The organism is Pseudoalteromonas sp. AS71 (assembly GCF_038900275.1).
In the GTDB taxonomy this organism is placed as follows: Bacteria; Pseudomonadota; Gammaproteobacteria; order Enterobacterales; family Alteromonadaceae; genus Pseudoalteromonas.
Window position 1 is genome coordinate 13,659 of record NZ_JBBMQZ010000020.1, and the last position, 24,724, is coordinate 38,382.

The following is a 24,724-nucleotide window of genomic DNA, read 5'->3' on the forward strand; positions in this document are numbered from 1 at the left end:
GGTATTTAGTGCCATGAGTGTAAAGGGGGTTTACGTTTTAACTATTTACTCCCGCCTTTATTAGCTCAATCACTGTATTCATACGTTTTGCCAACGGCCTATTTCGGTGATGGCACACATAAATAGATTCACTAACCGGATATTCTAAATGATGTGTGTTTATAAGCTGTGGTTTATTGAATGCGCCAACAGCATGAGCAGGTAATACCGTAAAACCTAGCCCTAAGCTTACAGGTTCTAGTATTAAACTAATTTGGTTAGAAAATCCCGTACGTCTTATTTGGTCAATATGCTCAAACTCACTGTAGTTTTCGCTTAGTAGTAGCTGCGCATGATGGCTTGCATCGGGGTGAGCAATAAACCCTAGTTCACACAGGGTTTGCCAATTAGGCATGTTTATACCTGCAGGCGTTACAAGTAGTAGTGGTTCTTGGCTTATTTTATGGCTGGTTAGTTCGCTAAATGTTGGAGCTTGAGTTAAAAACCCGATGTCGGCACTGTGATTTGCTACAGCTTGTTCAACACTTACATTGGGCGCAAAGCGGTAATCAATAATCAGTTCTTTATGCTCAGATTGCAGTGCTAATAATTGATTATAAAACTTTAGACCACAACTGCCCGGAGATTGAATCTTTACCGCTCCGCTGTACGGCGAATCATCTTTTAATTGTTGTTCTAAAAATTGCCAATCTTTAAGAAGTAGGCTGCCCTGCTGATATAAGTTTTGGCCCTGAGGGGTGAGCGAAAACTGCTTACCATGGCGCTCAAGTAAAGCGCAGTTAACTTGTTGCTCTAGCTTTTTAATGTGCTGACTTACACCAGATTGAGTCATATAAAGGCGCTCAGCTGTTTTGGTAAAATGATTTACCTCAACCAAAGTGCAAAACGTGTTTAACCATGTAGGGTTTATCATTACAAAACGTACTCAAAATGATGATCAATGATAATTTTACTTAATATTGGTCAATTCGTAAACTAACTCCATCAACTAATCACAAGATAAGTCACACGTTAAAGAGGAAGCATTATGAGTCATACATATCCACGTAGTTTTTCGCACATTGGTATTTCGGTTCCCGACGTTGAAAAAGCAGTCGAGTTTTATACTAAGGTTATGGGTTGGTACACAATAATGGAACCCACTTTAATTACCGAAGACAAAAGCCCAATTGGCGAAATGTGCACAGAAGTATTTGGCGAAAAGTGGGAAAAATTTAAAATTGCGCATCTATCTACAGGTGATCGTATTGGTGTCGAAATTTTCGAATTTAAAAACCAAGAAAACCCAAAAGACAATTTTGAATACTGGAAAACAGGCATCTTTCATTTTTGTGTTCAAGACCCCGATGTAGAAGGCTTAGCTGAGCGTATTGTAGAAGCTGGCGGTAAAAAACGTATGCAAGCCCCTCGTTATTACTACCCAGGTGAAAAGCCGTACCGCATGATCTACATGGAAGACCCGTTTGGTAACATCCTTGAAATTTACAGCCACAGCTACGAGCTTATTTACAGCGCAGGCGCTTATTAAATAGCACTTAGCTAAAAACAAAGACCGCAGTATTTATTACTGCGGCCTTTTTGTTTCAGTTATAGAGTTTTTAAATACACTTCACCGTCTTCTTATTCTCTATAACTTGTTTTTGCTTAGCTTGTGCAGCATGTTTTTCCCTGAGTTGAAAATATTATCAACCTCCAGAAAAGCACTACCAATCGAACTGTGTCCTAGTGAATTTATGAACAACATAATGTATTTGTCAGGAACTTTTGCTCTTATCCACAAACAGGCTACATGTCAGTACCGCTGAGATTAAAAAACAAAACATTACGCTTAATGTAAATAATATAAAGTTTTCATTTTTTGATATAGCTGCTCCTTTAAGGAGTATTTCACCGCTATTAAGTGCATCTACTCCTACATAGATCATCAACGGAATTACAAAAAATGCATTGCTGAGCTTAATAAGTAAGTCCTTTGATGAAAGACTTACTAATTGAGAAGCTTCATGGTCTTCTTCGTCTCTATTTAATAGTTCGGCTTTTAATAGCTCAAAGCGTTCAGGGTACAAAGCCCTATCAATAGACGTAATAGCTTCTTGCAATTCGGTAACAGAATATTCTGAATAATTTGGTTCCATCTATTAAAGCTTCTCCAGTACCTAACGCTTACATAAGCGGAAAAATATAGTTGACCAAAATGGTTTAGGAACAAAAACAACCAGCTATAACTTTTCATTTAACTGTATATAAAACAAGTATATATAGCTAATGGGCCAAAGTAAGAATATGGAAGCTACTAGTTTAAAGTGTCCATTTTTATATGAATGTGCTTGTGCTGAAAACCAACTTAATAAAGCTCCAATTACACATAAAATCTGAAGAATGTTACCAAACCAGTGTTCATTAAGGAAACTCATAAAACTGGTGTTTTGACTTGCAAATATAAATAACAAAAGAGCTGAGGTACCAAATAAGAGATTGCTTCTTGATTCTGATAATTTTAGTAAGAATAGGCTAAAACCATCTTCCATGTTTTCACTAAAAAGTGGATGCTTCATAGAACTCCATTTAACATCTAACAATTTTATAGGCCGCGAATCGAGCATACTTCTGCCGATGTCACGCTCATGCTTCTACTTTATACAGTTTTAACAAATTACCTAAGGCATTGCTATCAAAAGCTATTTAATATTTACAAGCAAAGTTAAGGCATATAAATGCGCGTTTCGCTCATTTCCTTGATTATGTAAGTAAGCAGCAGTTTGGCTGGCTTAATAGGTATTACAATTATATGATATTGATAATTATTTGCATTAAAAGGTTTTAAAGGTGTGTATGAAAAAGTCTATGTTAACTCTGGCGTTAGTTACGGGTTTGAGTGGTTGTAGCACAACGGCCATGGTGCCTAATAAAAGCTCATCGCTTTATTACACTGCGCTTTATAATGCACAAGCAAAGCCTGTTAGCTCTGTATTATTAGAGCCCAAGTTATTAAATGCCGATGTGATTTTAGTGGGTGAAATGCATACACATCCGGGCGTGCATTTATTTCAGGCTGAGTTATTTGAGCAATTAAGCAAAAGTAATAAACGCACTGCGCTGTCGCTTGAGCAATTTAGCCGCGCCGATCAGCTTACTTTAAACCAGTACGTTAAGGGTGAAATTGGCGAGCAATACTTAATTGATAACACCCAAGCGTGGCCTAACTACAAAAGTGACTACCGTGCGCTGGTAGAGCTGGCAAAAACGAACAATAGCGATGTAGTAGCTGCAAATGCCCCTAAAAATATAGTCACCTGTATTGGCAGGCAAGGCATAAGTTACCTAGATAAACTTGATGAAACACAGCAGAGCTTCATTGCAGCCGCTATTGATACGTCCCCCAGTGATTATAAACAACGTTTTATGACCTCAATGCACCATGGCACGCCAAGTCAAAACGAAAATTATTATGCTGCGCAAGTTACCTGGGATGAAACCATGGCAGAGTCTATCGTTAACTATTTAAATAATCATAAAGATGCGCAGGTAGTGCATATAGCGGGCGATTTTCATGTGAAAAATGGCGAAGGTATAGCGCGCGTTATTAAGCGTTTAGCGCCAGAGCTAAATGTTGTGTGGATATCGCCGGTTACAAGTGTGCAAGCTAACCAAACAGGGTATCAGTTGCAAGTTAACCCTTTGCCGCCCCGTTATGTACAAAAAGAACATCAGCAAGCCGCTTTTAAAGCTTTAGCTAAACGAGGCGAGCAAACGTATTGCCAATAATAAAATTGGGTGTATTACACTGTGTTAGTGCGATACACCTTTGATATTTAGTTAAGCGTAAATGTGCCTTTCATCATGGCGTAATGCCCAGGGAAAGAGCAAAAATACGTGTAATTAGTCCCGGCGGTTAAAGTGCTTGTGTTAAAGGTAACTTGCGTTGATTTACCACCGCCAATAATGTCTGTAGCTGCAAGCACGCGAGTATCGTTAGGCTTTAAGTAGTGGTTGCTAAGCCCTGCTGCGTTGCCATCGGTTATTATAGCTTGCATGTTTTGCTCGCTAGCAAGCACCCAGTTATGGCCCATTACATTGGCGGGTAATTTACCTACGTGGATAGGGCGTGTTGTTCTTTGATGGTTGAATTTGCAGCAGTGTGTTTGGTTTTTAGGCAAGGCAGAGCCTATGAAGTGTGGTTATTCCACATAAATAGGCGATAACGCAGCATAAATGCCAAACATGCGCTGCCCTTCGGGTTCTGCCTAGGGGCGATAAACTCTTTGTTGCTCGATTTTTACTTAGCCCACTAGGTTACAAACCTCGCGCCGCGATTTAATAGCCCCTAGATTGAACAAATTTCAATCCGCAAAGCTCAACACGCCCAAAGCTTTACGGTTACTTTTTTACAGCTTTTAGGGGCGCTTAATGTTTTAGTTGAAAACTGCATCATGTCGTCTGCATCTAGGCTGAGTGTGCATTCATCTGCATATGCCGCATTGGCACTAAGTAGTAGTGCAGTGCTTAGTAAGAGTGTTAATTTTTTCATACTGTTTCCTCTGCTGTTAGGTTATTGCGTGCTTGATTGGTTAGCGCAACCAGCGCTTTACGAAACTCTAACGGGCTGTTGCACTGGGTATTAAAGTTAATAAAGTAATTACGCTTTTGGCTTTGTATATAAAAGCCAGTGGGTAATAAGCCGCTCATTATTGGGGTGTTATCAGCTACGCTGTAGTGCTGCATTAATATGAGCGACATAGCATCTTGATGGTCGTCGTTCATGTGACTTATCATGCTTTGCTGTTGGCTTTCGTCCCAGTTTTTTGCCTCGTATTGCCATTCGTTTTGCTCAAGCCAAAATATTTTGCCAAAACCGCCAATGTAGCGCACACGTACCACGTCTAATTGCCATAATTGAAAGTCGTGTGCATTGCGATAGCTAGCGGCTTCGGGGTATAGGGCAATATAGTTATCAAGTAAAGTGTGTGCTTGCTCACTTGGCACAACAGAGCCATCACCTACCAGCGTTACTCGCCCATGCTCGTTTTGATCGCCGTAGTCGGCGGCATCAAATACGGTAAGGCTCATACGTGAGTCGTGCTTTAGATTTTTAGTGTGCTGGGCTATATCGCTAATAAAAAAGTAAACACGGCCTTGTTCGTCGCACATATAGGGGGTTACTGAGCCAAACGGGTAGCCGCGTAAATTATTAGAAATAGTCGACATGACACCGGCATTGGTTTTGTAAACCAAGGTGCGTGCATCGTTTAATGCTTGCTCTCTCATAAAAACTCCTGACGTTGAGAAAAAACCATGGGTGCATCGTTATAAGGATGAGGGTTTACGTGCAGTTTCATGGCGTACATTTGTTGTAAGTTTTGTTCTGTTAATACGGTGTTTATAGGCCCACTTTGCAACACTTTTTTGTTGTGCAGTAAAATAGCGTCGGTTGCATAAAGGCTGGCTAAATTTAGATCGTGTATTGCAATAATGGCGCTGTTGCCCTGCTCTACAAAGGTTTTAACGCAGCTGAGCAAAGCATGTTGGTGGCGCATATCAAGTGCTGATGTAGGCTCGTCTAGCAGCATTAGTTTTGGCTCAGCCGATTGTGTAAAGGCATCGAGCTGCGCTAAAGTACGCGCCATATGAACACGCTGTTGCTCTCCGCCCGAAAGCGCACTTACGCGGCGAGTTAAATACTGGTTTAAATCCATAATAGCGGCGTATTTATGTACTTTTTCGCTTTGCATTTTTAATGACTCTACATACGGATAGCGACCCATTGCAATAAGCTCAGATACATTAAAATCAAACCCTACGTGGTTAGCTTGCATCATGACTGCGCGCTGTGTTGCAAGGCGTTTTTTAGCGTGAGAGGCCAGCGGCTTAGCATTAAAAAGTACACTGCCTGTAAAGGAGTGCATACCTGCTAAGGTATGCAGCAAGGTAGATTTACCTGCGCCATTTTCACCAAGTAGTGCGACAAGTTGCCCTTGTTTAGCGCTGCCATTAATAGCGTTTAAAACGCTGTGATTATCAAAGCCAACGCTTAGGTTGTTAAACGTGATCATGACCAACCTCGCTTATTTTTCACTATTAAATAAATAAACAATGGCGCACCCAATAACGCAGTAATAATGCCAATGGGTAGCTCTGATGGCATGATCACAATGCGTGCTAGCCAGTCAGAAAGTAGCAATACCACTACGCCAATTAGCATACAAAGCGGCAGCATATTACGTAAATGTGGCCCTACCATTAAGCGGGCAATATGCGGGACTACCAAGCCAACAAACCCTATTAAACCGGTAAGCGCTACAACCGCACCTACCCCTAATGCAACGAGTATAATTACATACAATTTAAGCTTATTGGTATCTACTCCTAGGTACTGAGCTTGTGACTCGCCAATAAGGAGTAAGTTCATGGGATTTTTTAACCGCCACAGGCCAATTAGGCTAATAAGCAGTAATGGCAAAGCTTGAATAATCGTGCTCCAGCTTGCTCCGCCTAGTGATCCCATGGTCCAATAATTTATTAATCGTAGCGCGCTATCGTCGGCAAAAAAACTCAGTAGCCCAATAACAGCGAATGCTAACGCGTTAATAGCAACCCCCACCAATATAAGTGTGGTGATATTAATTTGCCCCTGCTGCTTGGCAATAAAATATACCAGCGAGGTAACACCAAGCGCCCCTAAAAACGACGCATAAGGTAAATACAACTGAGCGTTAAAATTAAACTGTGCGCTAAGTGCAATAAACGCCACTGCAACCATTGCCGCACCAGCACTAATACCAATAATAGATGGATCTGCCAGCGGGTTACGGCAAAGCGCTTGGGTTGCCGCCCCTGTTTGGGCAAGTACCAACCCTACTAATACAGCAAGCACAAAACGCGGCAAACGTATTTGCATTACTACATTAATTTGCAGTGCATCAAACTGATTAAAGTACTCGGGCGCAAGCCAAGCAATGGCTAAACGCCAATCCCATCCTGCAGGGCCGTATCCTATGCTTAGTAGGGCCAAAGCAAAAATACAAACAGAGGCTAATAGCATCCATTTATGAGTTTGGCTAAGTGTTATGGGCACAAAGCGGCTCAATGTTAGGGTGTTCATAAGCGGGTTTTATACTCGTTAAGCTCATTAATTGCTGTGGCAATACGTGGCGACATACCAAGCGAAAGCAGGCTATCCATAACAAGTAAGTTACAGCTTTGCGCAGCTTTTAATAAGCGTAGGTTCGGTTGCTTACAAAAAGCCTGCTTGCCGCCAATGCTTTGTACAACATGCTTTGGCGCAATTAAAAAGTCAGGCTGATTTACAGCAAGTACTTCGGTATTGATTACTTTAAAGCCTGAATGTGTAGCGGCTATATTAGTAATGCCCGCATAGCTAAATAATAAATTAGGGACGGTTTCTTGCCCTGCGGCAACAAGCCCGCGCTCATTAGCTGAGAGTAAAAATAGCGCGCTGTGTGTCTGCGCTTTTGCTTTTTCAGGTAGTGAGTCTGTAATGTACGTAATAAGTGATTGCGCTTTTTGCTTGGCGTCTAAATCGGTACCAAGGCGTTTAATTAGCTCAAGTAGCTCATTAACTGAGGTGGGCTTTTTATAATGAATTAGTTTAACCCCTGTTGCCTCAATTTGTTTAAGTGCTTGGCTTCGCCCTGCTCCTTCAAGCGCTAACAAGGTGGTTGGGCGCATTGACAGTACGCCTTCTGCCGCTAAATCACGGTAATAACCCACTTGTGGTAATTGCGTAGCTTGCTGTGGGTACATACTAGATTGATCAACCGCTACGAGGGTACTTTGTTTGCCCAGCGCATAAATTATTTCTGTAAGGGTGCCGCCAGCACTAATAACGCGCTCCTGTGCAAGTGCAGGTTGAGCGACTAAAGCAAACAATATAAATAGGTATTTCATTACACACTCCGGTTTTATTTTTTGGCTATTATAACCACTTAAATCTAAATGAAAATGATTATCATAATTAATTGATCTTATTTTGACTTAGTTGTAACATCTCCGTCATAAATAATAACTATTATCATTTGGAGTTGAAATGAATCCCTCTGCGTTTAGATTTACTGCTTTAGCAACCTTATTACTCGGATCGGGCACTGCATTTGCCGAAAACATAATTGACGATCATATTGTTGTGAGTGGCTCGCGCTTTGAACAAAAGCTTAAAGATGTAACAGGCTCAGTAACTGTTATTACCGAGCAAGACATAGAGCGTCAGCTAGCTGTAGATTTACAAACCATGTTTAAATACGATTCAAGCATTGCAACCACAGGCAGTGGTGCAGGCGCGCAAACACTTACTGTACGTGGTGTTGGTGGTAACCGTGTTGTATTTATAAAAGATGGCCGACGCACCAACGATGGCTATGCAGGCGGAGGGGGCTATTTAGTTGGCCGCAATTACTTTGATGTAGCAGGCGTAAAACAAGTAGAAGTAGCCAAAGGTGCTGCATCGTCTTTATATGGCTCTGACGCACTCGGTGGCATTGTGGTTATAACCACTAAAGATCCAAGCGATTATTTAAAAGATAACAGCAGCTATGTAAAAATGGCACTGGGGTATCAAGGTCAAAGTAACCAAATTGCTGCTGATATTACCGGTGCAAAAGACTTAGGCGACTTTGCAGTAAGCGCCGTTTATAGCCACCGCGACAGCGAAGAAGTTCAAAATTACGACGAAAACTTACCCGGTTATGATGCAAAGTCGGACGCTTTATTAGTTAAATTTGAGCAACAGCTTGATGAAAAGCGCACACTTAAATACACCCTTGATTACTTTAATCAAACAATTGAGCAAGAAATAACTCCCGCCATTCAAGAAACCGAAGAAGACGACACGAGTTGGTCACTGGCGCTAGATTACCATTCAGAGGTAGCTACAGCTGCGTTTGATAAATGGTACGGGCAAGTGTCTTATAGTAGTTACGAGCAGCAAAGCGATCAAATTAGTGGCGCAAGCACCTACACCGATTATAACGACTATCGCTTTGAGCAAAATATTTTAGGTTTAAAAGCGATATTTAATAAAGAGCTTAAAGGAGAAACCACCGATCACGAAGTGGTATACGGAGTTGATATCGACTTATACGACACCACTCGCCCACGTTTAAAAACACGTGTTTTAGCTGATGGCACGGTTGATTTTACAGACCAAAAACAAAAAGCATTCCCGGGGGCTGACACCTCTTTAATTGGCGCTTATGTACAAGACAGTATTTCGTTTAAAAACAGTGCCTGGTCGGTTATTGCAGGCGTGCGATATGATTACTACACCCTAGAAGCTAAAAGTGATGAGCTTTACGCTGATGCGCAGCTTGATGATATTACCGAATCTGCTTTCTCGCCTAAGCTAGGTGTTATATACCAAGTGGATGATAACTTATCGTGGTACGGGCAATACGTACGAGGCTTTAAAATACCACCGCACGACCAAGCCTATCAAAGCCACGGCGTTGAGCCGTTTTATCAAATATTACCAAACGCCGATTTAGACCCAGAAAGCAGTGACTCATTTGAGCTTGGGCTTAGGTACGCCAGCAGCGATATTAGCGTAAACTTAAGTGCTTTTTATGCAGCATACGATGACTTTATAGAAACCGCCGTAGTGGGTGTTGAGCCAACGTTTATTCCTGGCGTAAACAAAACGCTGTACCAATATCAAAACATTAGCGAAACCCAAATAAGCGGTGTTGAAGCCGGAATTGCCATGTATGTCGCTGAAAATTTACTATTAGAGGCAAACGTTGCTTACGTTGATGGTGAAAACAAAGAAACCGATCAGCCTCTTACCAGCATTAGCCCTTTAAACGGCTCAATATTGTTAACCACAGAGCAGAGTAATATTAATTGGACTGCGGCTTGGCGTTTAGCTAAATCGCAATCGGATGTGGTGCTTGATGCAAACGGCGATAAAACCACACAAGGGCATGGCTACGGTATTGTTGATTTATACGCAAATTACGAGTGGCAAGCGTGGCAGCTAAATGTAGGCGTACTTAACTTGCTTGATAAAGAATATGTACCCTTTGAGCTAATTGCAGGGCAATCACAAGGCGCTGATTTTAGCCAATACAGTCAACCTGGGCGTAATTTTTCAGCCAAAATAAGCTATGAGTTTTAATTAGCTCCTAGAAAATTAAATAGCAACAAACGCTGCATGAAGCTGCAGCGTTTGTTGAGTTTATTTTTAAGATGACACCCAACCTAATTTTTTATTTATTGATTCCTAGATTCTAATTGGAAGTGCACCACCTAATTCATCATGGCTAAAGTACAAAATTAACGGTGGGTGTCATCTCAAAATTTCATCTTAAAATTTACTAAAAACAAAGCAACACTTTATAAAACCAGCGATTTAAAGCCAAAATCACTGGTTTTATAAATTAATTAACTGCAAAGTCTTTTGTTTCTAAATAGCTTGGTACGGTTTTAAAACATGCCTCTAGTTTGCTTTTAAGCGCAGTGCTTATCGAAGCATCACACTTCAATTTCCCGTTATATTTACTCATAGTAAGCGGTACTAAGCTTAACGAGTCATAGCTTGGCTTGCTTTGTATTTTATGAATTACTAAACCTTGCTGCTCTGTTAGCTTTATTAATGCAAACACTTTTTTTTGTGCTTGATTAGTCGTTATTTTTTCAACATATAGCGGGTTTCTAAAGGTTAGCTTTGTAGTAAAAAGTGCGTTGCCACCGCGTTCAAAATGGCCATTGAATATAGTTACATTTAAGGTGGGTGTCTTTTTATTTATTAATAAATTTAGGTCAAATTTGGTTGGTAAAATAGTGATCTGACGTTGCTCGTCTGCTGCTTTATTTAAAATATTTTTGATTGTTTTTAAGTGGGTGTCATCCGTAGTTACTTCATACACTATTTGGTAGTTGTGTGGAGGGGCGTATAAAGGCATGTGGCTGGCAAGTACTTTATCGCCGGCTAAAATAAGCGCCATACCATGGAAGCCATTATAGCTGTGGGTTTTGTGTGAATTGTGTTGAGGTGTATTTGCGTGCGCTGCACTCGATAATAAAATAAAAAATAGCAGTATGTGTTTCATGTTAGTGCTCAAAAAATATATATAGCGCCACTATAAGCTGATTTTTATATACAAATAATCGATAATAAGTGATTAGTTGTTTCCTTTTAGTTAATACGGTTTGGCGCTATGCATTTAGATGACATTGAAAAAGTAATTCATATGGCGGGTTCGCAAAATCTGCATACAACCGCTAAGCACTTTAATATTACCCCAGGTGCGCTGTCTAAAACGCTAAAAAGGTTGAGGCAAATTTAGCCACGGAGCTGTTTAACCGTGTAGGTAAAACCTTAGTACTCAATGATAAAGGCAAAGAGTTTGTTAAGCACAGTAGCGATTTAGTTCATAATTACCAGCAGCTTACTAGCCGTTTTAAAAGCGATAATCATAAATTTAATGCGGTTATTGCAGGCCCTGCCATTTTACTCAAAAGTGGCGTTAAAAAGCTGCTTACACCCCTTAGTAACCTGCCTTGCTCGGTGCGTATTAATAATGTATTTGAAGGTGAAGCCATAAGCCAAGTTGCATCAGGTTCGGCGCATATTGCGCTAGTTACTCGCGAGGCATTAAACAACAGCTCACATACTAATTTAGTGGCGGTTGACGTATTTAATACTGAGTTTAGTGTAGCTGCGTCTCCTTCACATCAGCTAGTACAAAAAGGCTTTTTAACACTCAATAAAAACCAATTACTACAGTTGTCTTTTGCATGCCCGTTGTTTTCACCACTGTGCGGCCTTGAACAAGGTATTGGCTCCGACGGCTGGCAAGATGAAATAGCCCCGCGCAATATTGTATTTAGATGTAGCGATTACAGTGCATTAATAGAGGTGATACAAAGTGGCTTGGCGTTGGCATATTTACCAAATTTCGTGATTGATGATTTAGCACTTACAAAAATAACTGTAAAGGGGGTTAACAGTCACTACAGCGAAGGCATAGTAGTGATTTACAAACCATCAACAGCAGATGGCTGGCTTAATAAACTGATGCACTCTCTGTAAAGTATTTATCACTTTGAGTTCAATGCAAAGTTAAGCTGCGCTTAGCTAATATCTGCCACTACACATTGGTTACGACCATGCTCTTTAGCATGGTAAAGCGCTTTATCGGCACATTTATATACTTGGGCAATATCAGTACTATGCACAGGCCAGGTCGCAATGCCTATAGAAATAGTGATGTTACCTATAGTGTCCATCTCCGTCGACTCTACTGTTTTACGTAAGCGCTCAGCAATTTTAAAGGCGCTTTGGCTATTTTCATTAGGTAGTATAAGGACAAACTCTTCACCGCCGATTCTCGATACTATATCGTCTCTTCTTGATAGTTTTTTAATTATATTTGTTAGCGAAACTAAAGTTTCGTCACCTTTGTCATGTCCAAAAGTATCGTTAACGCGTTTAAAAAAATCGATATCAATTTCTAATATAGCGAATGGGGTTTGCTTTAGTGTTAGTTGGTTAAGTAGGCCGTTTAAGCTTCTTCTGTTATGCGTATCTGTTAAAGGGTCTGTTTGTGAGTCATGGCGCAGCACACCTATTTGGGCTTGTAATAATGCAACTTCTCTTAACATAGCTAACTTCAGTTTCTGACTTTCAAAATACCACGACTTCACATTTTTAAGTTTTTCTAAGCTTGAAGGATCGTCGAGTGTATTTGCGTTATCGGCTAAGCGTTTTAGTGGCCTCGCTATAAAATGTGCAAATAAGCCAATAAAAATAAACGTGACTAATGCCATCGGTATTGTTTGCTTAACCACTTCAATGGTTAATGTATCAAGGGAGGAGAGTGTTGATTTTAAAGGTCTCTGTGCCACTATTCCCCAATTAGATAAAGTAACAGGTGCATAGCCTGCGAGCATTGGCTTGCTTAAGCTATTAATAACTGTTGAAGTGCCCATTTCGCCACTTACAACAGCGTCAATCACAGAGTTGTTAGCAATAACGTTGCCGATTCTGGCAGGTTCTGGGTGATATAAAATGCGCTTATTTGAGCTAACAACATAAAGATATGAGCCACCTTTGTAGTAATGTTGTTCTAAAAGCTCATTTAAAATGTTTTTCTCTTTTAAATAAAGAGAGCCACCAATATAACCTAAATACTTACCTTCAAAATCAAACAAAGGGTGCGATATAAAAACAATTAAATTATTAGCTGCTGATAAATAAGGCTCACTAATTAATGGACGTTTTTCTTTTAGGGCTTCTATTGCACCTGGAGACTGTATTTGTTGACCTATTATACTTTCTAAACGAGGTGATGTAGCTGCAATAACGCCGTGTACATTTATCACAACAGAGTTAAAACTATCAGTTTGCTGATTTAAGCGAATGGCTTCATCGTTTAATAATTTGGAGTTATTTGGTGATTGCTCAATAATTTTAGCCGAGTATTCAAGCTGCTGAAGCGCAGATTTTAAAAAGTTATCGGTTGTGGAGGCTAGTTTTTGAGCATAGGCTAAGTTACTTTTTAGTGTATATGATGTTAACTGCTCTTTTTGAACCTGGTAAGTAGAATAAAAACTCCCTACCAATGTGCTCAATGCTGCAGATAATGCGAGTAGCAATATAAGCAATCTTAAGTTTAAAGCGGGTAGTAATTTATATAGCAAAGCAGCATCCCAAAGCACTAAAATTCAGCGCGTATTATACGAAGTTAAGTATTATACCCGTTTAAGTGTTTTTAATTAAGTTGGTTTGTTTAATTTAGCAACTAAGCTTTAGCAGATGCGTGATAAATAATATATTTCAGCGTTGTAATTTTATCCTTTAATCAGTAAAACTTTAGTCGACTAAGTGAACGCACTGAGGTTGTTTATCAAGCTTTAAGATATAGCTTGTTGATGTCGTATAAAAAGGCAATATGACTAATAGATAAGTCAGAGTGTATGGCTATTAAAAAAGTTAATATGAGGTCAGGACTAAAAACATCACACAAGTATATAAAAAAGGCCAGAAGCAAAAGCTACTGGCCTTTCATTAAAGCCGTCATGTGTTTAGAGACGACGGGATGTTATTTAAACTTATTTACTAACGTTTTTACGACGTCTATTAAACCATACTAATGGAGTAAGTAATAAAGCTATAAAGCCAAAACTACCACCACCGCTAGATTTTGCTTCTGTTACAGGCACTGTTGCTACCGCTTCATTTTTTACCATTACAGTACTTTGTTGAGTCACAGTTGTTACACCATCGCTTACGGCAACTTCAAAAACAAGCTCTTCATCTGCAGTAATAGCTGCAGGTGTGAAGCTCAAAGTTGCTGTATCAGTACCAGTGAGCGTAGCATCACTACCGCTAACCTGGGTCCAAGCATAAGTTAGTGTTTGACCATTGCGATCTGACGCTGTTGCTGTAATTGTTCCTGTAGCAGATTCAGTAATTTCCGCTGATGCGCTTTCGACTAAAACAAGTGGAGCTGCGTTATCACATGCTAATGAATCACCCGCTACAAGTTCTGAAAATACAGGAGATAAAACGTTAGACATAGTTAGGTTATCAATCCACCAACCTAAATCATCAACTGCGCCATCTGATGAGATTCTAAAGCGCACTTTTACTAAGTTGCCGTTTAGAGCGTCACCAAAGTTGATAGTTTCATAATTACCATACGCGCCACTATCTTGTACGTTATTACCTGTGTATGTTTCACGTTCTTGAAGCTCTTGAGAATCGTTTTCGATTAGAACAGCGTCATAGCCAATATCAAATGTGCCGCCAATTTCAGTAGCATCAACCCAGTCACCACCATTAACACTAACTTCTACAACACCACCATCCCAGTTTTCCTCGATACTATAGAAATGCCAGAATGAAATTTCAAAGTCGCCAGAGTAACCGACTTCGAATGACTTGCTCTCTACTGCTACATCCGATTGGAAGCCATTATTTACAAGGCGCATTGCTTGTGTGCCTAGCCCAAAGCCACCTTGTTCAAAGAATGCAATATTACTACTATTATCCATTACTTGAGTGCCAGCAGCTAAATCACCACCAAACATTACGTTTTCTTTTAAATCTAATAGTGATGAACTTGCTACTTCCATATCATCTGAAACTACAGCTCCAACAGGCGTTTCTGATTTAAAGCCCATATTTACTTCAAACGTAAGTGTTTGATCAAGCGCTTCAACGATATCATCATCCGTTTCAATTTCAGGGAATGTGACTTCAATTTCTAGTGTTTCAGCTGTACCCGCTTCGTTCAAAGTAACTTTAATATCGTTACTTGTTATTGCTTCGTACGGTTGAACTTCACCAAAAGTAAGTAGGCCATCATTTTCAAATGTTACATCATGATCGCTTATAACTGTCAGTTGTGCTGTTGTACCACTAAGTACTTCACTACCACGGTTAGTAATTGTTACGCTAACCGTACTCGTTTCGCCTTTATCTAAAATATTGTCGTTAGTACAAAAACCAAGCTCTGTACCATTGTACATGTTGTTTAAGTCAGCACTTGCAAATGCATAGCTAGAAAGCTGTGTTTTATCTGATTCAACTACACCAGTAAGGTCTTCACTGAAACGATCTGGCGATACTGCGCCAAGACCCATACCACGTTTAGCAAATGCACCTACCATTAATTTGTAATCAGCAGGGTCTACTGCATAGGCAGCAGCTAAAATAGCATCACGTGCTTCAGTGTAGGTTGGTGCTATAGGTGTTAATTTGTAACCTGCAACTAAGTAATCTGCCATTCGAGTTTGTGCTTCATTAAAGCCATGCTCGTTAATAAGTGTTACGTAGTTTTCCCATAATACAGTTGCCCAAATTTCGCCGGCAGCATGAGGAGAAGCCACGCTTGTTGGTGAAATACCAATATCAGCACCAGCATTTTCAGTAATATGTCGGAACGACAATGCATTTACATCTGTATCAGTTGAATAAGGAAGACGACGAATACCGAAGTAGAAATCTTCTACAAATGTGCCGCTACCATATGCTTTTTGGAACTTATCGTTACCTGTAATATTTATATCGCTTTCTTTAGCGATAAACATTAATGAGTGGAAATCGCCCCAGCCTTCGCCCATTGCGCGGCCTTGGAAGTTAATAAGGCCTGATGAATTACCGACTAAGCGGTTACTAATGTAGTGACCCCATTCATGAGCAATAATACCATTATCAAACGTACCATCTTTTAATGTTGCTTTGGTAAACATGTTTACAGTAACAACTTCACGAGCATCAATTAGGTCATACATTGCATGACCATCAGCGTAATTTAAACCCATATTTGGAATAGTTACAGTATCGTCTTCACCGCCCATTGGTGCCGGTTCTGCTGTATCTGGGTCATTATTAACAACGATAGTTGCTATTGCACCTGCATCTTGTGCATTTTTTACTTTAATTGTAAATGAGCATGAGCCACGGTCTACAATTGCAATTTTACCCGCTAGTTCAGCTGCATTTATAGCAGGCTCACAACCATCATTCACGCTTGTTGAATCTACTGTATTTCCATCATCTAAACGAACAACTTCTGCAGCCACATCACTGAACTGGTATTTGCCAAAGCCAGATTCTTTTGTAGAAGCTAAAAGGCCTAAAGAGTCATGTGAAGTTACAGTAATACCAAAATCTACACCAACAACGGCATCTTTACTGTTGTACAAGTACATTTGCATACGTGGGCTAGCACCATCAGCTGGCGTAGACATATTTGCGTTATTACGACCTGAGTTATCTTGAGCCTGTGCTTCAATCGGGTCACCTTCTACGCCGCCACGACCAAAGTTAGATACTTGAGCTACATTTGACGTTTCATCAAAGCCATGATCATAGAAAAAATCATGTAAAAAGTTATTCATATAAAACAAGTTAACAATAGCCGCTTTACGATTTGCGTAGCTATTTGCAACTTCATCTACTTGATAAGGGTAGTCAAATGTGAAGTCTGCTGTTGTTTCAGCAGTAAAGTCACCTTCACTAAAGTCTTGAGGTGCAACTACATCTGCGTAAGCAAATACGTTATTACCTGATGTTGTCGTTGCATCATCAGCTAACCATGGGTCCATTGTGCTTAGTTTGCTGTAGTAAGATAGAGATACCATTGGCGCGTCTAAAATCTCAGTCTCGTCTACTTGCCCTGGGCCATCTGCAGGAATTACGTCACCGTGCGGGCTTTCCATTGGGTAGCCATCTTGGTTAGCGTAAACACGGTAATTAAAGTCAGCTGCATGAGATTTCAAATCTTTCGCAAAATATACTTTGCTGTTATTCGAATCTACTACATAACTAAAGTAGTCACTTTCTAAAGAGCCAACTTCTGCTACTTCTACTTCAATGTAGTAAGCAGATTTAAGCTCGCCTGCAACTTCAAAAAACACTTCTTTTGCACGTGGTGTACCTAAAACAATCTTAGAGTCATCTAATGATTTAGCCTCATATTTTGCATATCCACCTTCATTACCAATTTTACGAAGTGAGACATCAATATTTGCTAATTCACTAAATGCTTTTTTTATACTTTGCTCAGAGCTTACAAAACCCGTTAATGCAGCAAGTTTATTTTTAGATGACGACGTATCAGCAAAATAACCCGAGCTTGCTACTAGGTTGTACTCTTTATCCATCAACAAGTTGTATTCGCGGTTAAAAACTTCTACACCGTTTACTTGTTGTTTATATTTAGCACTAATAGAACCACGTCTTTGCTCTGATAAATCAACCATAACAGCAGAAGATGCTGTTGCTTTACGGTTACTAATACCTGTTAAAGTTTCAATATAAAAGTCAGCAGCATATTGATTACGGTTATCAGCTGCGATTAAAGCCATGTCAGGCTTACGCTGACCTATTGCTTGCCATAAAAATGTTGCTTTACCCATTTGTGCATCGTAAATAGATTTTTGACCCGATACAGTGGCGCGTTCGGCTAAGGTTCTCTGCTGAACAGCAGCTAAGGAAGCACCCTGAGTAACTGCATTTGTAGCACTTACATCATAAAATCGAGTTTGTTCAGCGGCCGTTAGCTCACCTGCTGCTAATGTTGATGCTACAACTATGGCAATAGTTGTTAATTTAAATTGAGACATGTATCCACCTGTTTGTATTTATTATATTAAAACACTTGATGTTTTTTAATTGATTATTTTATGTAAACGCATAGTTAAGTTGTTAATATACATGCTTGAATGAAGCTGAATAGCTTTAAATTTAGAGAAAAGTAAACAAAGGTAAACGAATGCAAAAAATAATTTTTACAAGCTCAGTGCCAATAATTGCAACTTTATTACTATCTGCATGTAATAACAGTGAAAAAACAGAGGTTAACAACTCTCAGGCGCTACCTAAAACAGCAGAAATCATTATAAAAGAACCATCTAAGAACCAGAAAACTGACACTATTTTTCCTAAAAAAGAAAGTAGTCAAGGTATTATGAAAAAAGCATCTAAAAGCATAAATTCATCGGGTGATAAGCTTATTTTTAACTCTGAGCAGTTATTTAAAGGCGACGTTATTTATAATCAGAACTTAAAGCAAAAAGGTGTAGTAACAGGTACTCTAACCATTACACTAAATACCGATTCTTTGCCTGATGAGTTAAAAAATAATTATGAGTTAGTTAAGTCGACAGCTCACAATTACACATTACTTGTTGAAAAGGATGTTGATATTGCAGGATTATCTAAAGCTCTAAATAATTATAGCTCAGTGATCAATGTAGAAGTTGCAATTGATTATTCACCTATCGAAACACACTTTTAATCAGCAACAATGCACTTATTACTACCACATTTGTAAACTTGGTCTATTTCTTTGCTATGTTCAGGCCAAGTTGCATTTCCAGTGTGGATGATCATAAACTCAATGGTTTATGTATCTATAGGTTCAGCGGTTTCACGTAATCGCTCTGCTATTTTGTGCGCACTTTACTGTTCTCATTAGATAAAAAAAGTATAAATTTCTCTCTACCTAAACGCGCCACAATATTGTTTTTTCAAGATGATTTTTAGCTGAATAGGCAGGTTGTTGTATTGCTGATTCTAAAGAGTATCAGTTGTTGATGCCAGTTTATTAGCGTAGGCATAGTTATTTTTTAGTGTAAGTTTTTAACTGCTCCTTCTGTGCTTGGTAGGTAGAATAAAAGCTACTTGCTAAAGTACTAATAAAGCCTGTAATCGTTAAAGGAAGAATAAGAAATCGAAGATTAAGACTATTAAGAATTTTTTCGAAAATGAATGCCATCCTAAGTATCAGGCACTCAATACTTGCATCTATAGTTGAGTATAAAGCCTGCAATTACACCCTATTAAAAATTTATTACCTAATATCAATAAAGCCAGAAAAAATATAACTTTTGACTAAGTTCAAAACTATAATTTTCTTTAATTTTTACAGTACGTTAATGGTTTTTGTAAAGAAAACCTTCTTTTGCAGTTACTTTAAAAAGTAGTTAAGCTGCGTACACTTATCTACTTTTTAGCTTTGGAGTGTGTTTTGCTAAATAAGTGTATTGTATCGTCTATTGTTTTTATATCTGGGTGCTTAATGCCATTACAATCCTCGTTTGCTAAACCCGTGCTTTCTCTTGAACAACAACTTGGCCAAAAGCTAATACTCGACTTTCGTTATTTTTGTCAGCATGGTACGAGCACTAAATGCCGAATACCAATGACCGAGTTACCTAATGAGCTTAGTACCGCTATTGCTAAATACGATATTGGTGGAGTTATTTTATTTTCTGAAAATACCCAATCGATAGAACAAACCATTACGCTTAATAGCCAATTGCAAACAGCGGCGAGTAAGTCCAGTAGTAAGCTGCCCCTATTTATATCAATAGATCAAGAAGGTGGACGTGTGGCGCGTTTACCACGCGACGTTGCTACATCATTTACCGGTAATATGTCGATTGGTGCAACGTACAAAAAACACGGTACAAGCTTTGCGAAAAAAACAGCAACAGTAATAGCTAAAGAGCTAAACTCGCTGGGTATCAATGTAAATTATGCGCCTACCGTTGATGTAAATATGAATCCCGATAACCCTGTTATTAACGTACGCTCATTTGGTGAAAACCCAGCATTAGTGAGTAAATTAGGTGCTGCACAGGTAGCAGGATTTGAGAACAACGGTGTTATTACCTCGTTAAAGCACTTCCCGGGCCACGGCGATACAAACGTAGATAGCCATACAGGTTTGCCTAAAGTAAACCATGCAAAAGAAGTTATTTACGAGCAAGACCTAGCACCGTTTAAACACATTATCGCCAAGCAAAACCCCGGCATGATAATGACGGCGCATATTCAATACCCAGCGCTCGATAGCACAACGTTTGTAAGTGTTAATGGCAAAACCATGATAAAGCCGGCCACAATGTCGCGCGCAATCATTACTGATATTTTACGTGGTGAGCTTAATTACCAAGGTGTTGTAGTAACAGATGCGCTTGATATGGCTGGCATTAGTAACTTTTTTACACCAACTCAAGCGGTAATTAATACGTTTGCGGCTGGGGCTGACATTGCCTTAATGCCCGTTGAAATTAGAACGCCCGATGACTTAAATAAGCTCGATGACCTTATTAAAGAGCTTGTTGCAGCGGTTAAATCAAAACAACTTGATGAGCAAGAAATAGCACAATCTGCGATGCGTATTACCTCTCTTAAAAATAAATTTAGATTAAGCACTAATTTTGACCCTATTACCGCGCTTACTGAAGCTAAGCAGGTTATTGGCAGTGCAGCACATCGTGAAATAGAAGCGCAGCTTGCTTTAGAGGCAATAACGCAGGTTAAAAATAATAACAGTACTTTGCCGCTTAATTTAAAAGCAGGAAGTAATGTTCATATTATTATGCCCGATACGCGTAAATGTATGGCAATACAGCAAGCGATTGAAGCTGTCAGCCAGCAAAAATTCACCTATAGCTGTAGTAGCTTACAAGGGTTCGACCCTGCACTCGCAAAAGCGCAAATACACGCTGCAGATGTTGTTATAGCCGGCAATGCAACACCTAACCAAAGTGCGGTAGAAATTGGCGGTATGGATGATTTAAAAGACGATCCTAATTTTGCACTTAATAATACCGAGCAACCAAAAGCACTTGAGTCATTATTAAATATGGCAAAAGAGAAAAACAAAAGCACTATTTTTATAAGCCTAAGAGCTCCCTACGACATTGCTAAATTTGGCAATTATGCAAATGCTGTACTTGCATCGTATGCATACAATATTGATGTTGATAAAAACGATATTGTATCAGGACCTGCTTTTAGTGCACTTGCAAAAGTGTTACTAGGAGAAGCACCGGCTAACGGCGTATTACCTGTCACAATAAAACCGCAAAAGGCGCACTAATATGAAGCTCAATTGTGATTTAGGCGAAAGCTTTGGCGCATGGAAAATGGGGCTAGACGATGACGTTATGCCACATATTGATATGGCGAATATTGCGTGTGGGTTCCATGCAGGTGATGCCGACGTAATGGCAAACACTCTTATACTTGCCAAGCAAAATAACGTACAAATTGGTGCTCACCCAAGCTACCCAGATAAGCAAGGTTTTGGTAGGCGCTCAATGGTACTTAGTGAAAAAGAGCTTACTAATTGCCTGCATTATCAAATAGCCGCTATTGAGGGCATGGCTAAAGTGCAAGGTTTAACACTTAGCTATATAAAACCGCATGGCGCACTTTATAACGACATGATGGCTGATGGTAAAATATTACAAACCGTTATAAATGCAATTGCCAGCTACCCAACAGATTTAAAACTAATGGTTTTAGCAACTAAAAATGCTAATAAGCATATTCAAATAGCTAAAAGCTCAGGAGTTGATCTAATACTCGAGGCCTTTGCAGATAGGCAATACACCGACGATGGGCATTTAGTGTCCCGAACACTTGAGGGCAGCGTTCACAACAAAGCTGCATTACTAGAGCAAGTAACTCAGCTTTTATCCGATGGCAGCGTGACAACACGAACTGGAAAAAAACTAACGCTCAACGCCCATAGCTTATGTGTACATGGCGACAACGCTGATGGCATAGCACTTATAAAAGATATAAAAGCCCTGTGTAACTAAGCTAAGTAAACTTTTACACAACCTCAAATAGAAGCTGTAAACCCCCTTTACAGCTTTAACTCATAGAGTTAAATAAGAGCTTCATCGCATCCTACTGTTAATTTAATAATCCCTAACATATAACTACTTAGAAAATTAAAAAAGTAACAACAGGGATAAAAATGAAAAAGTTTTTAACACTTAGCCTCGTTTTAGGCTGTAGCAATTTAGCCTACGCTGAAAAAAATACACTACAACTGCAAGATGTATTTAATTTAGAATATGCCAATCAAATAGATATAACCGAAGACGGTAAAACGGTTTATTTTGTGCGTAATCGCATGGATATAAAAACAGATCGTAAAGTGGGGAATATTTGGTCTGTTGATTACAAAACCAAACAAATGCAGCCATTAACCTCTGGCGTGCACATGGATTACTCGCCAGTACTCTCTCCTGATGGCCAACGCCTTGCGTTTATATCAACCCGCGATGGCAGCAGCCAAATATATATTAAATGGCTTAAAACAGGTGCTATGGCAAAAATAAGTAACTTAACAAGTAGTCCTCGTGCGATTACATGGAGCCCTGATTCCAACCAATTAATATTTAGCATGTTTGTTCCAAGCGCTAATTCAGCACCAGTGAGCTTACCAGGTAAACCAAAAGGTGCAACGTGGGCAGAGCCTGCTAAATTTATTGATGATGTTTACTACCGTTCAGATGGTGGCGGTTACATACAAAAGGGCTTTAGCCAATTATTTTCCATAGATGCCAACGGTGGTAATGCCAAACAACTCACTCATGATGAGTTTGATAACGCGGGCGATGTAAGTTTTAGCAACGATGGTAAGTCGCTTTATTTTTCTGCAAACAGGCACACAAACAACCAACTAAAACCCACAAACAGTGAAATTTATAAACTCGATTTAGCTTCGCAAAATATAACAGAAATTACCGATAGAAATGGTCCTGACGAGCAGCCTAAAATCTCTCCCGATGGTCGTTACTTAGCGTACACAGGTTACGATGATAAACGCACTAACTACGAAAACGCTCAGCTTTATATTCGTGATTTAAAATCTGGAGAGACAGTTAGCTTAACGCCGAATTTTGACCGCAGCGTAGGTCAAATAAAGTGGAGTGCAAACTCCAAAGGCATATACTTTAGCTATGCAGATAAAGGCCAAACTGCCCTTGCGTATCAACCACGCAGTGGCAAGCGTAAAATAATAACAACCCAAATTGGCAGCGTTGCATTTGGTCGCCCTTATTCTGGTGGCGACTTTGATGTAAGCGAAGATGGCGAAGTAGCCTTTACCCTTGCCGATAGTCAGCGCCCTGCTGATATAGCAACAATTAAACGCGGTAAAGCGCAGCGTTTAACTACCCTTAATGCTGATGCTCTAGGTGATAAAGCTTTGGCTAAAGTGGAAGAAGTTTGGATTAAATCAAGCTACGATGAACTCCCTGTTCAAGGATGGATTGCCTATCCGCCAGGTTTTGACAGCAGCAAAAAGTATCCGCTAATACTAGAAATACACGGCGGCCCTGTCGCTAATTATGGGCCGCATTTTAGCGCCGAAATTCAGTTGTTTGCAGCAAAGGGAAATATCGTTTTATACATGAATCCACGTGGCAGCGATTCATACGGAAAAGAATTTGCTCAAACCATTCATCATAATTACCCAAGTAACGACTTTGACGATTTAATGACAGGTGTAGATGCCCTTATTGCAAAAGGTTTTATTGACGAGTCTAAATTATTTGTAACAGGAGGCTCTGGTGGTGGTGTATTAACTGCTTGGATTGTAGGTCACACAGATCGCTTTGCCGCAGCCGTTGTTGCTAAACCCGTTATTAATTGGATCAGCTTTGTACTAACTGCCGATTTTTACCCGTTTTTTGCTGATTACTGGTTTCCGGGTAAACCGTGGGATCATATTGAACATTATATGAAACGCTCGCCTATTAGCTATGTTGGAAACGTCAAAACTCCTACTATGTTGCTCACTGGGGAATCTGACTACCGTACACCAATTTCAGAAACTGAGCAGTTTTATCAGGCATTAAAGCTACAAGGTGTTGATACCGCAATGGTGCGTATTCCTAATGCATCGCATGGTATTACAACCCGCCCATCAAACTTAATGACCAAAGTTGCCTATATTCAATGGTGGTTTGATAAACACACTAAATAAACTCTGGGTAATAAATTTATAGCTCAAATAAAAGCCACTTTAGTTAAGTGGCTTTTGTATTTACCGCCGTAGTATTCAAACTGTAAACCCCCTTTACACTTCTATGACAGTTAAATATCGGACTTAGCTAAAACTTCAGTTAGTAAAATTTCGGTTTATAGCATTTTTTGTAACTTGAGTTGGTAAAAAATCGGTTTGAGTCACTGTTTATAACCTCTCAGTTAGTAAAATTTTGTTTTATAGCAACGAGAAGTTAGTAAAAAATCGGTTTATAAATTATCTTCGTTTGCCTATTAAAGTAAAAATCAGTCACTTATCCGCTTTTTTTAGTTGCCGTAAACGCTAATTACAGCAAAATCACCTAAAAAAGGTTGTTTTATGAAAGGTTAGTTAAACTCTGATCTGTAGATTCACTAAGGTAGTTAAATAGTGATCCAATATGATTTAGTTAGTTAAAGTCT

At 39.5% G+C, this 24,724-nt stretch carries 20 protein-coding genes; 8 read left to right on the forward strand and 12 right to left on the reverse strand.

Annotation, left to right across the window (positions count from 1 at the left end; all coding sequences use genetic code 11):
* Nucleotides 1-37 precede the first annotated feature (37 nt).
* On the reverse strand, nucleotides 38-913 hold the full coding sequence (locus tag WNY98_RS15130) for a LysR family transcriptional regulator (RefSeq protein WP_342878295.1): 876 nt from the start codon (nucleotides 911-913) through the stop codon (nucleotides 38-40).
* Between the two features lie 114 nt (nucleotides 914-1,027).
* On the opposite strand from WNY98_RS15130, the gene WNY98_RS15135 reads away from it, so the two are divergent.
* Nucleotides 1,028-1,528 carry a lactoylglutathione lyase family protein gene (locus WNY98_RS15135; RefSeq protein WP_007583656.1) on the forward strand — a complete coding sequence of 167 codons (501 nt, stop codon included), beginning with the start codon at nucleotides 1,028-1,030 and terminating at the stop codon, nucleotides 1,526-1,528.
* Nucleotides 1,529-1,754: 226 nt separating this feature from the next.
* Here WNY98_RS15135 and WNY98_RS15140 read toward each other — a convergent pair whose 3' ends face one another.
* Both WNY98_RS15140 and WNY98_RS15145 read right to left on the reverse strand, forming a co-directional pair.
* Nucleotides 1,755-2,135 carry a hypothetical protein gene (locus WNY98_RS15140; RefSeq protein WP_182752528.1) on the reverse strand — a complete coding sequence of 127 codons (381 nt, stop codon included), beginning with the start codon at nucleotides 2,133-2,135 and terminating at the stop codon, nucleotides 1,755-1,757.
* Nucleotides 2,136-2,219: 84 nt separating this feature from the next.
* Nucleotides 2,220-2,555 (reverse strand): hypothetical protein, encoded by a 336-nt coding sequence (locus tag WNY98_RS15145; RefSeq protein ID WP_342878296.1) that lies wholly within the window; start codon nucleotides 2,553-2,555, stop codon nucleotides 2,220-2,222.
* A 277-nt stretch (nucleotides 2,556-2,832) separates the two neighbouring features.
* Here WNY98_RS15145 and WNY98_RS15150 point away from each other — a divergent pair, with 277 nt between their 5' ends.
* Complete coding sequence (locus WNY98_RS15150; protein ID WP_342878297.1) at nucleotides 2,833-3,765, forward strand: ChaN family lipoprotein; 933 nt, start codon at nucleotides 2,833-2,835, stop codon at nucleotides 3,763-3,765.
* Nucleotides 3,766-3,812: 47 nt separating this feature from the next.
* Here WNY98_RS15150 and azu read toward each other — a convergent pair whose 3' ends face one another.
* From azu to WNY98_RS15180, 6 genes are all read right to left on the reverse strand, one after another.
* On the reverse strand, nucleotides 3,813-4,157 hold the full coding sequence (azu, locus tag WNY98_RS15155; RefSeq protein WP_342878298.1) for an azurin: 345 nt from the start codon (nucleotides 4,155-4,157) through the stop codon (nucleotides 3,813-3,815).
* Between the two features lie 197 nt (nucleotides 4,158-4,354).
* Entirely contained in the window at nucleotides 4,355-4,528 is a 174-nt protein-coding gene (locus tag WNY98_RS15160) for a hypothetical protein (RefSeq protein ID WP_342878299.1), read from the reverse strand.
* Nucleotides 4,525-5,265, reverse strand: coding sequence for a DUF2470 domain-containing protein (locus WNY98_RS15165; protein ID WP_342878300.1), 741 nt, complete (start codon nucleotides 5,263-5,265; stop codon nucleotides 4,525-4,527). Before WNY98_RS15165 ends, WNY98_RS15160 begins: the two co-directional genes overlap by 4 nt.
* Nucleotides 5,262-6,050, reverse strand: coding sequence for a heme ABC transporter ATP-binding protein (locus WNY98_RS15170; RefSeq protein ID WP_197185239.1), 789 nt, complete (start codon nucleotides 6,048-6,050; stop codon nucleotides 5,262-5,264). The genes WNY98_RS15165 and WNY98_RS15170 overlap by 4 nt, the downstream gene beginning before the upstream one ends.
* Nucleotides 6,047-7,099 (reverse strand): iron ABC transporter permease, encoded by a 1,053-nt coding sequence (locus tag WNY98_RS15175; RefSeq protein WP_342878301.1) that lies wholly within the window; start codon nucleotides 7,097-7,099, stop codon nucleotides 6,047-6,049. The genes WNY98_RS15170 and WNY98_RS15175 overlap by 4 nt, the downstream gene beginning before the upstream one ends.
* Nucleotides 7,096-7,905 carry an ABC transporter substrate-binding protein gene (locus WNY98_RS15180; RefSeq protein WP_342878302.1) on the reverse strand — a complete coding sequence of 270 codons (810 nt, stop codon included), beginning with the start codon at nucleotides 7,903-7,905 and terminating at the stop codon, nucleotides 7,096-7,098. The genes WNY98_RS15175 and WNY98_RS15180 overlap by 4 nt, the downstream gene beginning before the upstream one ends.
* A gap of 139 nt (nucleotides 7,906-8,044) precedes the next feature.
* Between WNY98_RS15180 and WNY98_RS15185 the strand changes: the two genes are divergently transcribed.
* Entirely contained in the window at nucleotides 8,045-10,126 is a 2,082-nt protein-coding gene (locus WNY98_RS15185) for a TonB-dependent hemoglobin/transferrin/lactoferrin family receptor (protein WP_342878303.1), read from the forward strand.
* A 262-nt stretch (nucleotides 10,127-10,388) separates the two neighbouring features.
* Here WNY98_RS15185 and WNY98_RS15190 read toward each other — a convergent pair whose 3' ends face one another.
* Nucleotides 10,389-11,060: a hypothetical protein gene (locus tag WNY98_RS15190; RefSeq protein ID WP_342878304.1), complete on the reverse strand. Its 672-nt coding sequence runs from the start codon at nucleotides 11,058-11,060 to the stop codon at nucleotides 10,389-10,391.
* 458 nt (nucleotides 11,061-11,518) lie between these two features.
* On the opposite strand from WNY98_RS15190, the gene WNY98_RS15195 reads away from it, so the two are divergent.
* Nucleotides 11,519-12,043, forward strand: a complete 525-nt coding sequence (locus WNY98_RS15195) for a substrate-binding domain-containing protein (RefSeq protein WP_342878305.1) — start codon at nucleotides 11,519-11,521, stop codon at nucleotides 12,041-12,043.
* 41 nt (nucleotides 12,044-12,084) lie between these two features.
* Here the strand turns inward: WNY98_RS15195 and WNY98_RS15200 are convergent, their stop codons facing one another.
* A complete protein-coding gene (locus tag WNY98_RS15200; protein ID WP_342878346.1) occupies nucleotides 12,085-13,608 on the reverse strand; it encodes a sensor domain-containing diguanylate cyclase in 1,524 nt (507 codons plus the stop codon).
* A gap of 456 nt (nucleotides 13,609-14,064) precedes the next feature.
* Complete coding sequence (locus tag WNY98_RS15205; RefSeq protein ID WP_342878306.1) at nucleotides 14,065-18,087, reverse strand: rhombosortase-dependent M36 family metallopeptidase; 4,023 nt, start codon at nucleotides 18,085-18,087, stop codon at nucleotides 14,065-14,067.
* 149 nt (nucleotides 18,088-18,236) lie between these two features.
* Here WNY98_RS15205 and WNY98_RS15210 point away from each other — a divergent pair, with 149 nt between their 5' ends.
* The 4 genes from WNY98_RS15210 (at nucleotide 18,237) to WNY98_RS15225 (ending at nucleotide 24,263) form a co-directional block, all read left to right on the forward strand.
* Complete coding sequence (locus WNY98_RS15210) at nucleotides 18,237-18,761, forward strand: hypothetical protein (protein WP_170071517.1); 525 nt, start codon at nucleotides 18,237-18,239, stop codon at nucleotides 18,759-18,761.
* Between the two features lie 783 nt (nucleotides 18,762-19,544).
* Nucleotides 19,545-21,356 carry a glycoside hydrolase family 3 N-terminal domain-containing protein gene (locus tag WNY98_RS15215; RefSeq protein ID WP_342878307.1) on the forward strand — a complete coding sequence of 604 codons (1,812 nt, stop codon included), beginning with the start codon at nucleotides 19,545-19,547 and terminating at the stop codon, nucleotides 21,354-21,356.
* Between the two features lies 1 nt (nucleotide 21,357).
* Nucleotides 21,358-22,083, forward strand: coding sequence for a 5-oxoprolinase subunit PxpA (locus tag WNY98_RS15220; protein WP_342878308.1), 726 nt, complete (start codon nucleotides 21,358-21,360; stop codon nucleotides 22,081-22,083).
* Between the two features lie 161 nt (nucleotides 22,084-22,244).
* On the forward strand, nucleotides 22,245-24,263 hold the full coding sequence (locus WNY98_RS15225) for a S9 family peptidase (RefSeq protein WP_342878309.1): 2,019 nt from the start codon (nucleotides 22,245-22,247) through the stop codon (nucleotides 24,261-24,263).
* Nucleotides 24,264-24,724: the final 461 nt, after the last annotated feature.

Bases quoted from the DNA above. Each gene is read 5' to 3' on its own strand.
- WNY98_RS15140 (WP_182752528.1), bottom strand. From the start codon at position 2,135: ATGGAACCAAATTATTCAGAATATTCTGTTACCGAATTGCAAGAAGCT.
- WNY98_RS15210 (WP_170071517.1), top strand. From the start codon at position 18,237: ATGCAAAAAATAATTTTTACAAGCTCAGTGCCAATAATTGCAACTTTA.
- WNY98_RS15145 (WP_342878296.1), bottom strand. From the start codon at position 2,555: ATGAAGCATCCACTTTTTAGTGAAAACATGGAAGATGGTTTTAGCCTA.
- WNY98_RS15185 (WP_342878303.1), top strand. From the start codon at position 8,045: ATGAATCCCTCTGCGTTTAGATTTACTGCTTTAGCAACCTTATTACTC.
- WNY98_RS15130 (WP_342878295.1), bottom strand. From the start codon at position 913: ATGATAAACCCTACATGGTTAAACACGTTTTGCACTTTGGTTGAGGTA.
- WNY98_RS15225 (WP_342878309.1), top strand. From the start codon at position 22,245: ATGAAAAAGTTTTTAACACTTAGCCTCGTTTTAGGCTGTAGCAATTTA.
- WNY98_RS15190 (WP_342878304.1), bottom strand. From the start codon at position 11,060: ATGAAACACATACTGCTATTTTTTATTTTATTATCGAGTGCAGCGCAC.
- WNY98_RS15135 (WP_007583656.1), top strand. From the start codon at position 1,028: ATGAGTCATACATATCCACGTAGTTTTTCGCACATTGGTATTTCGGTT.
- WNY98_RS15150 (WP_342878297.1), top strand. From the start codon at position 2,833: ATGAAAAAGTCTATGTTAACTCTGGCGTTAGTTACGGGTTTGAGTGGT.
- WNY98_RS15215 (WP_342878307.1), top strand. From the start codon at position 19,545: ATGCCATTACAATCCTCGTTTGCTAAACCCGTGCTTTCTCTTGAACAA.
- WNY98_RS15175 (WP_342878301.1), bottom strand. From the start codon at position 7,099: ATGAACACCCTAACATTGAGCCGCTTTGTGCCCATAACACTTAGCCAA.
- WNY98_RS15170 (WP_197185239.1), bottom strand. From the start codon at position 6,050: ATGATCACGTTTAACAACCTAAGCGTTGGCTTTGATAATCACAGCGTT.
- WNY98_RS15160 (WP_342878299.1), bottom strand. From the start codon at position 4,528: ATGAAAAAATTAACACTCTTACTAAGCACTGCACTACTACTTAGTGCC.
- WNY98_RS15165 (WP_342878300.1), bottom strand. From the start codon at position 5,265: ATGAGAGAGCAAGCATTAAACGATGCACGCACCTTGGTTTACAAAACC.
- WNY98_RS15205 (WP_342878306.1), bottom strand. From the start codon at position 18,087: ATGTCTCAATTTAAATTAACAACTATTGCCATAGTTGTAGCATCAACA.
- WNY98_RS15220 (WP_342878308.1), top strand. From the start codon at position 21,358: ATGAAGCTCAATTGTGATTTAGGCGAAAGCTTTGGCGCATGGAAAATG.
- WNY98_RS15180 (WP_342878302.1), bottom strand. From the start codon at position 7,905: ATGAAATACCTATTTATATTGTTTGCTTTAGTCGCTCAACCTGCACTT.